Raw genomic sequence first — 14,071 nt, 5'->3', positions numbered from 1 at the left:
AACGGGCGTTCGGTTCGGGGCGATTCTCCGGCGCGCACCCGCGCACACCGTGGGTCATTCGTCCACGGTCACGAGCGATCCGGGCCCGCCGGTCACGAACTCGATCCAGACGTCGCGCTCGCTGCGAAAGCGGTACGGCCGGTTCGGCAGGAGTCCGTGGACGTGCGGGCGCCCGTCGATCCACCCCGTGCACTCGCCGAGCCGAATTCCATCCGGTGAGTCCGCCAGGAAGAGCCTGACCTGCACGGGGGTCTCAGCGGCGCGTCCCCGCTTCCGTGGCGTAGGTGGCAAGACATGGGCCGGAAGGAGCGCGCGCGCGGACTCGGCGAGCCGAAGATCGAACCTGTTCGACTCCCCGGCGCGCACGTCGATCGTCGTGGTCGCCGTCCAGGAACGGTGCACGTCGTCCTCTCCGTCCACCACGAGCGTGTCGGTCCAGATCGCGTCGATCCGCAGGGGCCCGGCGCCGCGCGAGATCTCGCCCTCGAACGTATCGGTTCCGGGCACGTGTTCGAGGGGGACGACTCTTAGGTTGGAGCCGTCCGGCCGCGACGAGAACGCGTGCGGAAGATGCGCACGCTCACCGACCGGCACGGGGCTCGCGACGACGAAGTGCGCGGTGCCGATCCGTCGTAGTGGAATGTCGATCGGCACGTGGACCTCGCCCGTGAGCGTCACTTCCAGCGCATCGACCTGATCGGAGACGAATGCAGAGTCGCGCGCACCAACTCCGACGACGCGCACAGTCAGATCACCACTGGGCAAGCCACGAACCTCGAGCGGTCGCGTCGGATCCTCTTGGACCCGCAGTCCAATCGTCTTGTTGGACGCCTTCAGGCCAGATTGGCCGAGATCGAGCACAATTCGAAGCTCTGCTCCTTGCACGTCCTCCGCCGTCCAGTCTCGACCGGTCGAAGGATCGAAGAAGCGCGGTTCGATCACCAGAGTCGGACCACCTTCGCCATCGACCAGGCCCATGTCGTGCACGCCGCCCTCAGTCAGGTCGACGGCGCGACGCACGTAGACCTGTTCAGCATCTGCCGCGGTCCACTTTACGTCGACGACGAAGAAGCCTGGAGTGATCGGTCCTGTGGTGAAGGCTCCTGTCTCGGAAGGATTCGAGAAGGAGAACCTCGAGCTCCCTTGCACCTCACCCGTCGTTGCACGCTTCTCGGCGGCGATGCTGATGAGAACGTCCTGCGCTTCGGCCGGGACCTGTCCACGGATCTCCGCGTAGGGCGTGAAATCCACCTCGAAGTGAGCCACATCGCCAGGCTCCAGGGTGACGCGGGACTCCACGCGCCGCGCGCTGTCGAAGCCCGACCCCGCTGCGCGGTCGAAAGCACCGTCCGGACCCGTCATCCGCATCGCACCTGCTGATGCGGCGTCTACGACGACCACATCACCCGCCAGGACCCACTCCATCTCGAGCGGCAACTCGATGGGATCCACCGCGCGCCGAATGCTCCACACCTGGTGGTGCGGCGCTGTGGCGCGACGTTCGAGCGACCCGGCTCGAGAGGCGTCGACGCCGATCGGGGCTGTCGCGGGTCCGAAGTGCTGCGAGCCCCGCAGCCGCGCGAGGATGTGGGCGTGCGCCTCCGCACTCGCGTCTCCGCGAGCCAGCCCCTGGAGATCGAGAGCGAAGCGCGAGTACTCGTCCTCGTCCGGTCGCATCGTGGCCATCGCCTGCTCCCGGAACTCGGCCGGGAGGATCACACCCGCCTCCGCACGGAAGCGTTCGTGGACCAGACGGTTCGCGGGCGTGGTCTCTCGTCGCTCCGACGCCCCGACCTGCACGAACAGAACGTCGCGGTACCACGGCGAGTCGGTGTTCGCGGTCAGCCGCACGGTCGCGCTGGGTGCGAGTGGCAGCTCGTGCGGGCCCTCGCCGAGCTCGCGCAACCGATCCACGTCCACGAAGCGCGGACAGTGACCGTCCGCGACCACCACGAGCACGCCGCCAGCGGGAACGAGGTCGCGAACCAGCGCGTCGTCGCTCGCGTGCGTGGTGCGCGATCCGCCGCGTGCGACCACGGCCACCTCGAACGACGCGATCGGCGCGCCGGTGTGGTCGAGCGGTGCGATCCAGTCGCTCCACGGCCCGTCGGTGGCGAGGGCGGCACGGTCGGAGAGTGGCTCGATGTCGGCGATCTCGACCGAGTCCGGCGCATCGTCGAGCGTCGCGTCATCCGCGAGCTCGACGGACTCGAGCACGGACTCGTCCTCCGCCGCCCCCGCGTCGCCTGCTGCGAGCGACTCCAGGTCGCCGCCCGGCCGCGTGAGAACGAACACAATGACGCCGAGCAGGGCGAGCACCGCGGCAAAGGCGAGGACGCGCAGCTTCATGGCGCCCAGCCTAGCGCGACAGCTCGAGCACCGACCCCGGCGCTCCGGTGACGAAGCGCGTGCCGTCGGCGGTGAACTCGTACTCGGTCTCCGGTAAGAGCGTGCTGAACCGCGGGCGCCCCTGTTCGTCGCGGCCGTTGTTCTGGCACGTCAGGTAGCCGATCGCAGGCGGCCAGCCGACGGGCAGGGCGAGGGGATCTGCTCCGTCATACACGTTCGACCGGGCCAACCTGGGATCGTCGGGATCCATGAACGCCGAGACGGACGCGACCAACTCCAACGTGAGACTCCCACCACCGGGCCCGACCGTCACCCGGCCACTCGCGACGAGCGGTCGATCGGAGTTCGCCGTACCGAGAAGCCGCCAGTCGCCGGGTGCGAGGTCCGCGCGGAAGCGACGATCACCGGGTGCTGCTGTCGGGTCCTTCGACGGCGGATCCTTGCTCAGCGCCACGAGGGCGCCATCGGACTGGCGCACGGCGTAGCACTTCCACACTCGGAACGGCTCGCCGCTGGACTCGACGAAACCCACGTCGATCGAGTGCGTCCGCTCCACCCGGACCTCGACCTCCACCACCGTGTCGCCGGTGCACTCGAAGTCGGTGGTGCGCACCGGGTGGACGGCGAGGCCCTCGAACGTCGTGGCAGTGCCGGGAGATCCGCTGAGACGGGCGCTCCAAGCGCGAATCGCGTGGCGTCCGTCGGAGACTCCGCGGAGCAGACCCGAGCCCCCGGACGTCCGAACCGAGTGCGACACGATGGACCGACGAGACGGCTCGCCATCCTCGACGACACTCGCTTCGAGAACGATCGCAGCCTCGATCTCCGCTCGCCGGTCGGGATCGACGCCCTCACCGAGAACGACTCTGGGCCTCAACTCGATCGTGTTCCCGGTCACCGACGTCAGCTCGCCGAGGACGACGTCGCCACCCACAGGCACCTCGATCTCGATGTTCACCTTGGACAATTCGGATCCCGTGCTGTTCTTCCAGGTCCCCGAGAATCTGTAGAGCCCTGGCGTGACGTCCCGGTACGAGTATCGACCATCTTGAAGTCGCCCGGACTCGAGGTGGTGGGGCGCTCCATTGACATGGACCAGAGCGAAGGCATCGCCGCGCGAATCCGACGGCCTCGACTCTTCGGGGAGCGACCAGGTGATGCTCGCTGCACCGTCGAACGTCACGCGGACGCGGGGCGTGTCGGTGCCGTCGTGAACGAAGGGCGGCACGTACCACGGGCCGGCGAACGCACCCTCCGAGTCGAGCGCGCCGACGAAGAAGCTCTCCGGCGGCACCTGCATCGAGGGCGACGGAACCGGTTGGACGTAACCGCTCAGCTCGACGCCCATCGGCACGCGCGGAATCTCGAGCCGTCGGTCCTCGTCCTCGGGATCGACACCGAATCGCGGGTGATAGAGCTGGAGCGAGTCGAGTCCATCGAGGGCGACGGGCTTCGTGTCGTCGTCACCGTCCCAGATCGATCGCCAGGCCTGTTCACGGAACGCCACGGCGCCGCGACTCTTCGCCGGGTCGTCGCCCCCCTTCCTCGGTGTCCCCGGCTCCAGGCCGAGGAACTGCCCGAGGCGGAGCGCGATGTCCCGATGCTCCCTCGTACTCACCGGAGCGAGTTCGACCAGAGCGAAGACCGACCGGCGCGGCGCCTCCCCGACGATCTCGACGACCATCGGTGCCGCCGGAACGAGCTCGAGAACACGTGGCCGGTCCGCTCCGCGATCGAGTTCGCGCGGCAGGAACGGGTGGAACACGTGACCGTCCGAACGCACTTCAGCCAGGACTTCGCCCTCGAACAGTGCGGCGTCCACCGGGTCGTCGAGCTGGTAGACGCGGAAGTCCTCTTCGGGTCCCGTGAGGCACGCGACCTGTGCGGCGCCGACGCGCTCGCCCGAGTCGCGGTCGATCGGCTCCAACAGATCGGACCAACGCAGAAGAGACTGGTCGGGCACGACCTTCGTCTCGATCCGATCGCTCGGTATCGGATCACCGTCCTGCACGCCGTCCGCGAGATCGAACGCGTCGGACAGAAGCTGCTCCGACGACTCGTCCAGGTCACTCGGGTCCAGTTCGACCAGCTCCGCCTGCGGCCGCGTCAGAACGAACAACAGCACGCCGAACACGGCGAGCACAAGGGCAAGGGCGAGGACGCGCAACTTCATGGCGCCCAGCCTAGCGCGACAGCTCGAGCACCGACCCCGGCGCTCCGGTGACGAAGCGCGTGCCGTCGGCGTTCAGCTCGTACTCGGTGTTCGCAAGGAGGCCCTGCACCCAGAGCGTGGTGTCCTTCGCGTCGACCATGCCGCCGGCCACGAACTGGTAGGGCCCTTCCCAGTCGACGGGGCGTGCGAAGTCGGCGGCCATGCTCTGCTCCCGGAGCCTGTCGAACAGCGCCGCATCGCCCGACTCCACGCGCACGACGAGGCGCGTCATCTCGACCAGTTCGATCGTGACCGGAACCGCTGGATCGCGCGTGTCCATGTCCACCTCGAGCTGACCCATGTACATGCGACTGGCGATCGGGAACGAATCCTCCTCGCCTTCGTCGGACGCCTCGCTCTCATCGACTTGGACGCCGATCCCGAGGAGCCGCCAACGTCCCGGCCCGAGCGCGCCCACCAGCTCGACGACTGCACCAGGCTCGCCGGGTTCGCTCATCACCTCGCCGTCGACCATCGGTTCGAGGTACGAGAACGAGTCGTCGTCGAAGCTGACCGCGGCGCCGCCCTGGACGTGCACGCCCGCGGGAGGAACGACCGTGACCATGAGTGCGGACATGCTCGTCACCGCGAGTCGCACGACGACCTCGGTCTCGCCCTGCGGCGTGAACTCGTGGAGTTCCAGCGCACTGGCGACGCGGTACAGAGTCGACAGATCCTCCCCACCGGGCGGCGCATCGATCCGCGCGCGATCCGCCAACAGGATCGACGGGAGCCCTGCGATGCCCCGGTACTCGATACCGGAAGCGACGCCGACCTCGCGCTGGAAACCGTGGCCGCGGACTGGATCGGCCGTACCGGGCGCCACGTCGAGAATGGCCATGACGCGGATCTGCTCGCGCAACGGCGCGTGATGCTCGGCCGCTACCCCGTCGCCGAACTGGACGTCGAACTCGATGCGCAAGAGGTTCTCGTCGTCGAACTCGAGCAGGCCCAGATCCAGGTGCTCACCGGGTGTGAGTTCGTGCTCGGAACGGTGGACGGCGAGGCGATCGCCGCTCGCGCTCGCCCAGCGCGCCACCAACCGTGTGGCGCCGGGCTCGAGCCCTTGGACGGTGCAGCCGTCGGCGCTGACGTCCGGTACCACGCGCTGCCGTTTCCAGTCTTCACCGTCGAACACCGACACCTCGACGCCGCTGAACTCGCACCCTTCCGGATAGGACCACGAGATGCTCGCCGCGCCGTCCGTCGTGAGTCGAACCACGGCGGGTTCCGCAGCGGTGAGCAGCGTAGGAGGCACGGTGCGACCTTCGACGATGGCGCCGGTCGCGTCGAGTGCCGCGACGAAGCGGTGTTCGCCCCTGGCCGTCGTCGGAGCGAGCTGCCCCACGACCGCCCGTCCCGCGGGCGCGACCTCGACCGTGACGGGGAGCCCGGTCCCCACGCTGCCCGAAGCGAAGCGATCCATACCGGTCGTCGACACCGGCACCCGCACCGCGCACTGGATCGCCGGGTCGAAAGGAGCCTCGAGAGCGAACTCGGGGCCGAGCTCGACGCCTTCGAAGGTCGCCTGCCCGAAGCCGGCGTTGCCGCTGCCGCGCGCGCGATCGAGCTCGGCCCGCAACCGTTCGGCCCGCAGCGCCGTCTCGGCATCCGCGCCGTCGACCCACAGTCGAACCGTCGTGTTCGACGGAGCGCGCGGACTGGCTTCGTCCAGCTCGATCCGCACCAGGGCCGCGGGCACGAGCGTCGTCCGAAGCGGTTCGACGGTCGGCACCGCAGCGCGCCGATCGGCCAGTTCGGCGGGCGCGAAGAACCGCGGGCAGTACCCGGGAGCGGCGAGCGCACCGATCGAACCGGCGGCGAGGTCGGCCTCGTCCACGGCCGCTTCGAACTCGGTCCGTCGCAGCCGCTCTCCCGCGCCGCGTGCGATCCACAGCTCGAGCTGCTCCACCGGTTCACCCGCATCGGTCCGAACGGCGAGCAGGTCGGACCAGACCACCGGACCGCGCGACGCCACGGACTCGCGTGCGTCGTCGCGATCCGATGCCGCGTCGACGAGCTTCGTCGGCGCGCTCGCAGCACCGGACGGGTCCGACTGCAACTCGACCGGATCGAGTTCACCGGAGTCGTCGGACACTTGGTGGTTCGCCCCGTCCGGCGCTCCGGCGAGTGCGGGCGCACTGCGATCGGGCCACAGGGACCAGGCGACGAGAATGGCGATGAACACCGCGACGAGGGCAAGCAGGCGCGTCTTCATCCAGACAGCTTAGCTGGGTGACTCGCTCACTCGAGGTCGCTCGACCTCTCGAACGGAATGCGCCGCAAAGACGTGCCGACAACTCGACCTCGCTCTGTGTCTCGAGGGCGGTCGAACCCAACAGCGCGCCGAAGAGAGGTGATTTTGGCCTGAAGGCCATCGGCCCCACGACCAAGTCGGATCACACCCCTATCGGCTCAATTCGACCACGCTCCCGGCCGGGCCGGCGACGATCGAATGCTCGGTGCCGAACAGCGTGTACTCGACGCCGGGCACACAGCCGTGGAAGACGAGCCGCCCGTCGGTGGTCTCCGCGTCCGCGCCCCAGGTCGCCCGTGCCTCGTCGGACCAGATGGCGGGACGCAACGCGCGAAGGGATCCGAACCTACCCACGAGTTGCGCATCGACGACGATCGTCGCAGCGCGCGAAGCTGTGGTCCGCACGAACAGTGGTTCCGGCGCGTCCACGTCGAACACGGCGATCGAGGCCGTCGCGAAGTACGACGCATCGTCGAGCGGACCGCGCTCTGTGCTGTTGGCGCCCCACTTCGCGGTCCACCGGGGCGCGAGCCGCGCGACGAGTTCCCAATCGCCTACCGGGAGCCGGAGATCGAAGTAGGCCGTGGACGCGATCCGGCGCAGCTCGGCCGGCTCGACGACACCGTAGCTCTCCCAGATCTCCTGGTCCCAATCGACTCCGCCCCGCACGACCGCACCCGTCGAGCGTTCGCGCGCGACCGCGGCGACGTGCGGAAGGTCACTCCCCGCGAGCCCGCTCGACTCCGGCAGTTCGACCTCGAGCACGACCTTGCGCACACGATCGACGCGCACGACGAACTCGAACTCCACCGGTGTGCCGTCCGAGGTCCACGTGGTCGGTGGCGCCTGATCGGTGGCCGTGGGATCGAACGTCGATTCGTTGGAGCCATTCCACTCGGGCTCGGACGGTGCCGCCATCCCGACGACGATCTCGCGCGGACACTCGATCTCGACGACCGCGTCGGGAAAGCACTCGTTCAGCCAGCCGCGCAGCTCGCCCTGCTCGACGACCACTTGATGCACGCCGGCGCGCACGCCTTCGAACACGAGTTCGCCCAACCTTGTGCTCTGCTCGCGCTCGCCCCAGTAGCGCCCGGCGCTGCCGTCCCGCACCAACGCGACGCTCCAATTCACTTCGCCATTGGCGACGGCCAGCGCACCGCGGTCCTCGACGCCATCCACGACGAAGCGCGGCACACAGCGCACGCGCGCGCGATCCGGAGCGAGCGTCACCCGCAGGTCCAGGCGGTTCTCGCCCGCGACGATCTCGACGTCGCCGAGAGCCATCCACTGGCTGGGAACGCCGTCGGGCGCGCGCGTGATCCAGCGGGCGACGACGCGCTTGCGACCGGGCGTCAACCGCTCGCAGACATAGGTGCCGTCCGCGGGGATCACGCCTCGACTCTCGGGAGCGACCGGGTCGGGAACGCTGCCCGCGTCGCCCTCCGCCTCGTCGAAGCGGTAGACCTCGACGCGACCGGCGGAACCACTCGTGTCGACGACGCCGGTGAGACGCGCCCAGTCCCCGGCCACCAGCTCGATCGTGAGCTCGCCGCTCGCGGGGATCTCGAACGCGAAGTCGGTGCTCGCCCGCCACTCCCGTGAACCGGCGACGCGCGCGCGATACAGGCGCTGCGCGTCCAGGTCGAGCTCGAGCGGCTCACCCACAGGCAGGCCGTCGAGCCCAGCCGAACCGTCGCGCAGGTAGCGCCGGTACGTGCCGCGCAACGCACCGCCGATGCGGTCGACCGCGGGATCGAGCAGCGCGCGCGCCGTCTCGTCCTCGAGCAGGTTCGCGAGCGCGCCGGCGACGTTGGTGGGAGCTCCGTACGTGTCGCACAGCGCGTCGAGTCGGTCGAAGTGCTCCGCGAGCGTGGCGCGGTCGAGTGCGTCGACGCGTGCCTGGGCAGACTCGGTCTTCGCCGGCTCCGGCGTCGCGCGCGCGGCGGCTGGGACCGACTCGTCGCCGCCTGCATCCGCCTCGCTGCGCCGTTCGCCATGTTCGATCTGGAGCATCAACGACAGCGCGTCCGACTCCTCGTGGTCGACGACGCGCAGCATCACGCGCCCGCGACGCGTGAGCTCGACCGCGCGCGGCGGTCCGCCCGCGATGCTGGCCGCGAGCCAAGGGTCCGTCACGACGTGCCGAGGTTCGTGCGCGGGCGACTCGACGCGCAGCAGCACGGCGTCGGCCAACGCGACCGCGTCGTAGCCGTCGTCGACACCGGCGCGCACGATCCGACCGCCGCGCGTGACCAGGGCGATCCGCGCATCCAACACCAACGCGCCACTCACACCGTCGCGCGGCGTCACGAGGTCGAGCCACGTCGGTCCGCTGCCGATGCCGGCGATCGTGCGCGTGTCCGAGAACTCGTCGACGAGCGCGCTCGATGCGGCGCCCATGCCCCGACCGTCCGCCAACGCCCCGGTGTCGCCCCCACCGCGGTCCACGCTGGCTGCTGACTCCTGTCCGACCTCGGTGACGCGCGCCAGATCGCTCGCGTCGTCCTGCCCGTCCGCGATCCAGTCCGCGCCGAGCCAGATCGCCGCCACCACACAGCCCACCAACAAGAGGACGCTCGCGAGCGGGCGGGGGGCGGGCGAATCCGAGTCCATGGCGAAAGGCTAGCGCTCGACGTCGACCCTGCTGTCGGGTGGGCCGGTTTCGAACTCGACGTCCGAGCCCAGCAGCCGATAGCGCGTTCGTGGCAGGAGTCGGCGCGCGAGGGTCGCACTTCGACCCGTGCTCGGCGTGAAGGCCTCCGCCATGTCCGCCGGCCAACCGATCGGAACGATGGATCCATGGAGTTCGGCACGGCCGCTCTCGAGCCAGGGCGGAGCGGCGAACCACCCGTCGCGCGGACCGAGCGTGGCCGCCGCAGAGGGCCCGACGTTCACGACGACGTCCGCGGACGGCCACGTTCCGTCCGGACCCGGAAGGACCTTCGTGTTCGAGCTCCAGGTCGCCGTGCCGATGAAGTCGTCGACGAAGCCCTCCCATGTCTGGACCAACACCGTCCACTCGCCATCGGGCAGGACGAGCTGCGTGGACTCGGGCTCGCTCACGGCGGTCAGTGCCGCGCCCTTGCCACGCGTGCCGATGAGAGCGGTCCGCCACTCGTTCGCGACGATGACGGCGTTCGTGGTCGAGTCGAAGGCCCACGCCACCACATCCGGGCGTATCGTTCCGTCGGGCAGGCGCGCACTGACCGTGACCCGCGTGGGGACCTGGAACGCGAACTCCACCTCCAGTTCGGTCCGCTCGTCGGGTCGGACGTGAACCTCGTGGAGGCGCTCCCAGTGCAGGCCGACCTCGGCAACGGTCGGAACGAAGTCGTCCTTCGTGCGACGCGTCCCGACGTGGACGCGGTAGTGACCCGGCGCGAGCCCTCGCAGCGTGGCCGGTCGCAGCGTCGTCCCGTCGACCGCCAAGCGCAGCGCACGCGCAGGTGCCGCCAGATCGTCGACCGACTCGACGATCACGCCGATGGAGCCGAGACCCTCGAAGAGTTGGGTCCGCAGCCCGGGCGGAACTTTCGCGTCGACCCGCAGCCGCGGCACGACCGTCAGAGCGGCGTCGTCGACGGGCTCGAGCAGGCCGACGTTGTGGATCGCGCGGCGTTCGAGTTCGAAGCGCCGCTCGATGTAGGCGCGACACTCGCCGGCCGGGGGCTCGCCGTCCGCTCCGTCGGGACTCTTCGCCGCGCCGTACAAGGTCGCGCGCACGGCCCAGGACCCGGGCGCGAGCCCTGCGATGGTGAACGGACCGGGCGCGAGTTCACGGTCCGCGCCCGAACGCACGAACTCGTCCTCCAACGGATCGAGTAGCCAGAGTTCGAGCGTCGCGCCTTCCACGTCGGCGGGGATCTCGCCGACGAGCGTGCCCGCGCCGTCGAACGCGATCCCCAGGCGGACCGTCTCGCCGGCACTGACGAGAGCGACGTCCGCCGACCTGCCGTAGGAGCCGTCCAGCTCGGAGCCACGGAGCTCGGCAAGGCCATCGGCTTCGATCTCGGCCCGGTACGACTTTCCGGCGACGAGCGGCAGGCCGTCGATCGGAACGGGGGTCGCGTCGGTGAACTCGACCTCGATGGACAGGTACGCGTCGGTGGCGGGCGGACCGTCGAGACGCACGTAGTCCTCGTAGCGACTCCCCGACCGCAGGCGGAAGATCGCGTCCTTGCGATCCCCGACCGGCGCGGCCCCGTCCAAGACCGCGCGCATGAGCTCCAACGCTTGACGCGTGCGCCGATCGACCTTCACCATCCGCTCGCGATTGCGCTCGTTCCGCAGCGCAGCGAAGTGGAACTTCACGACCGTGGTCTCGAGATTCGAAGGGCCTTCGCGGCGCAGCTCGAGTCGTGCTCCTGGGGCCATCGACACCGGCTGCACAGCGCCCTCGATCTCACGCAGGTCCTCGACCCGAAGCATGCGCGGACACCGATTCGGAGCGCGCAGGACGGCGAGTCGGCCAGAACGCAGGAGCTCCTCGTCCACGAAGTCGTCGACGACGAACGAGCTGCCGGTCCCGTCGCGAAGGAGGATCTCGATGGTGGCTTCGGCGAGCCCGACGGCGTCGAGACCACCGGCCTCTTCGAGCGCGATCGGTCGAACGAGATCGCTCCAGCGGCGCCGCGTCTCATCGGTTCCGAGCGCGACGCGGGAGGATGGTTCCGACGGTCGCTCGGCGTCGACGACGTCCGCGGAGGCCACGCCTCGATCGTCGATCGGAACGCCGGGCGCCAACTCGACGGTCGAGTCGGGCTCGTCGCGCTCGAGTCCATCGGTCGCGGCAGAGGGCAGTGCCACCGGGACAGCGTCCCGACCGGGCGCGATCAGGAACGCGAACACCGCGACCAGAGCGACCACACCGAGAACGACGACGACACGCTGGATCATGCTCCCTCCCTACCGGATGCCGACGGCGTGCCTACACCTTACCGCCAGGCACTCCGGCACGCGCTCCCGGTCGGAGTGGACCCACCTCACTCGAACGCCGCCACCGTCGAACCCGGGCCGCCGGTCGTGAACACCACGTCCGTTCCGACGAAGCGGTAGTCCGTCGAGGGCAACAGGCCGCGGTAGCTGACGCCACCGTCGTCGGGCAGAAGGGTCTGCGCGACGGTTCCGCCCGTCGCCCGATCGCGGACGACGGATTCGATCGGGCAGCCGTACGGAGCGGGACCGAGAACGGCCGCGAATGCTTCCGAAGCCAACACGTCGGCCGCGATCGTCGCCGTCGCCGAGGGCGCGAGCACCAGGTCGACCGCGAGCGGCGCGGGCGGCGTGGCGAGGACCTCGGTCGTAGCGATCCAAACGCTCGCCGGTTCGCTCGGGTGGTCGGCCGGGAAGAAGGCGCGCGCGACGACGGTGGTCGAACCGGGCGGGACGGAGGTGGACGACGCGGCGTGGGGCTGCACCGCTCCGCCGCCGGGCTCCCAGCGGAAGCCCGGGACGCGCTCGCCCTGCCCGCCACCGCGGTGGAGGTCGGCCGCGAAGCGGATCCCCGATGTGAGTACGTCGTCGGGCACGTACAGCCGCACCTCGAGCGGCGACTTCGCCGTCAGTCGCACGGGCAACTCGGCTTCGACGTGGCCCGGCATCGTGAACGCCAACGTGGTCTGCTCCGACGCCAGCAGCCACGGCACGTCGCCCAGGTCCACGTCGACGAGGCGCGCCTCCCACGACCCTTCGGCGAGCCCGCGCAACGCGATCGGTTCGCCGACGAAGCGCCGCTCGCGATCCGACAGGAGCAGCCGCTGGGCCATCGTCCCACCGAACGGTTCGTCGGGGTCGGTGAGCTCGAGCGTGCCGGTCACGGTCGCGAGCGTCTGCGGATCGACCGCCCGTTCGACGTTCTCGTGGTCGAGGTGGTAGAAGCGCGGCACGATCGTCACGACCGACGCCGGGTCCGCCGTGAAGGTTCCGAGGTCGTGCTGCGTGCCGGCTTCGAGCTCGAACTCGATCAGCGTGTGCGACTCGACGCCCTCGACGTCCAGCCACGACGCGGAGACGACGTACTCGCCGGGGAGCAGTCCGCGCGCTTCCACCAGATCCTGCGCGTCGTCGACGTAGCTGCCGGTGCTGTGCGACGAGGCCGCGCCGTCGGACGACCAGTGGACGGTGAGGTACCATCCCTTGTCCGTCGCGCCCGTCGGGAAGCGCGCGACGATGCTGGACTGGGGGACGAAGACGAGCTCGGTCGTCAGTTCTTGATCGGGCTCGAGTCGGAACGGGCGCTCCAGGTGCTGCGCCGCTCCGAAGGGTCTCGCGTCCGTGCGCTCGGGATCCGAGTCGAGTCGGAAGGCGCCTGCGCTGCGGACGCCGATCTGGAGCGTGCCGTTGGTGGCGACCGGATCGAGCGTCAGCGGCAACGCGACTGGCCCGGCGAAGCGGTAGGCGGCGAAGGGCGCGTAGAAGGCCAGAGGCGGTTCGACGTGCGCGAGGCTCGTCACGCGCGAAAAGGCGGCGTGGTCGCGACCGAACGCGAAGTGCTCGGCGCGCGCGGCGTTCGAGAGGCTCGGGTCGAGCGTCGCCCGCAGCGCCGCCGCGAAGGCCATGAAGTCGGCTCGGGCCTGCGGGCCGTCCAGCGTGTCGTCGTGGGCCCAGAGCCTCGTGGCGAGGTCGCCGCGCACCACTTGCAGCGCGTCGATCTCGTGGAACCAGGGCGACGTGCGGTCGGTCGTGATCGTCAGCGTCGCGCGCGGCACGAGCTTGGCCCGGCGCTCGTAGTCCGTGGCGCGTTCGAGTTCCGGCCCGGTGGTGAAGCGCGGGCAGTGGCCGTCGCCCACGATCGCGACGAGCGCGTCGGCGAGACTCGCGGCGCCGGGACGGACGGCGTCCGCGTCGAACTCCGTGCGCGAACCGTCCGGGCGAATCACCACGACTTCGAAGGTCTCGAGCGCCGCGCCGGTTCGCGCGCCATGGGGTTGGATCACGTCGCGCCACGAGCGACTCGCATCCACGCGCGCACGTCCGGTCGGAGCCGCTCCACCCGCGTCCGCGCGTCCGAACTCGTCGAGCGCCGTGGGCGACGCCAGGTCCGACCGGTCGGCGAGCTCGACCGGCTCCGACGTCGTCGAGTCGGGCGCTGCGCCGTCGGCCGCTCCCGACCTGGCGCGCCCGCCCACTTCGTCGCCTGCGTCGAAGAACAGAAGGAAGAAGCCGATGCCACCCGCGAGGAGCAGAGCGACGGCGACCAGCAGGGGGCCCGAGGTGCGTGTGGACGACATGGAGGGTTTGGAGCGTGCTCG

The 14,071-nt window shown here is 70.0% G+C and carries 6 protein-coding genes; all 6 read right to left on the bottom strand.

Annotated elements, in window-relative coordinates; genetic code table 11:
- Positions 1 to 54 precede the first annotated feature (54 nt).
- A complete protein-coding gene (locus Pla163_RS01640; protein ID WP_145182590.1) occupies positions 55 to 2,349 on the bottom strand; it encodes a hypothetical protein in 2,295 nt (764 codons plus the stop codon).
- Positions 2,350 to 2,359: 10 nt separating this feature from the next.
- Positions 2,360 to 4,522: a hypothetical protein gene (locus Pla163_RS01635; RefSeq protein WP_145182587.1), complete on the bottom strand. Its 2,163-nt coding sequence runs from the start codon at positions 4,520 to 4,522 to the stop codon at positions 2,360 to 2,362.
- A gap of 10 nt (positions 4,523 to 4,532) precedes the next feature.
- Positions 4,533 to 6,779 (bottom strand): fibronectin type III domain-containing protein, encoded by a 2,247-nt coding sequence (locus Pla163_RS01630; protein WP_145182584.1) that lies wholly within the window; start codon positions 6,777 to 6,779, stop codon positions 4,533 to 4,535.
- Positions 6,780 to 6,968: 189 nt separating this feature from the next.
- Entirely contained in the window at positions 6,969 to 9,434 is a 2,466-nt protein-coding gene (locus Pla163_RS01625) for a hypothetical protein (RefSeq protein ID WP_145182581.1), read from the bottom strand.
- 9 nt (positions 9,435 to 9,443) lie between these two features.
- Positions 9,444 to 11,717 (bottom strand): hypothetical protein, encoded by a 2,274-nt coding sequence (locus Pla163_RS01620; protein ID WP_145182579.1) that lies wholly within the window; start codon positions 11,715 to 11,717, stop codon positions 9,444 to 9,446.
- Positions 11,718 to 11,803: 86 nt separating this feature from the next.
- Positions 11,804 to 14,050 (bottom strand): hypothetical protein, encoded by a 2,247-nt coding sequence (locus Pla163_RS01615; protein WP_145182576.1) that lies wholly within the window; start codon positions 14,048 to 14,050, stop codon positions 11,804 to 11,806.
- Positions 14,051 to 14,071: the final 21 nt, after the last annotated feature.

It is taken from the genome of Rohdeia mirabilis, assembly GCA_007750655.1.
In the GTDB taxonomy this organism is placed as follows: Bacteria; Planctomycetota; UBA1135; order UBA1135.
Note: the sequence above shows the minus strand (reverse complement) of the source record. Positions and strands in the feature narration are given on the sequence as shown.

Coding starts and splice junctions, on each gene's coding strand:
- Pla163_RS01640 (WP_145182590.1), bottom strand. CDS start 2,349: ATGAAGCTGCGCGTCCTCGCCTTTGCCGCGGTGCTCGCCCTGCTCGGC.
- Pla163_RS01635 (WP_145182587.1), bottom strand. CDS start 4,522: ATGAAGTTGCGCGTCCTCGCCCTTGCCCTTGTGCTCGCCGTGTTCGGC.
- Pla163_RS01630 (WP_145182584.1), bottom strand. CDS start 6,779: ATGAAGACGCGCCTGCTTGCCCTCGTCGCGGTGTTCATCGCCATTCTC.
- Pla163_RS01625 (WP_145182581.1), bottom strand. CDS start 9,434: ATGGACTCGGATTCGCCCGCCCCCCGCCCGCTCGCGAGCGTCCTCTTG.
- Pla163_RS01620 (WP_145182579.1), bottom strand. CDS start 11,717: ATGATCCAGCGTGTCGTCGTCGTTCTCGGTGTGGTCGCTCTGGTCGCG.
- Pla163_RS01615 (WP_145182576.1), bottom strand. CDS start 14,050: ATGTCGTCCACACGCACCTCGGGCCCCCTGCTGGTCGCCGTCGCTCTG.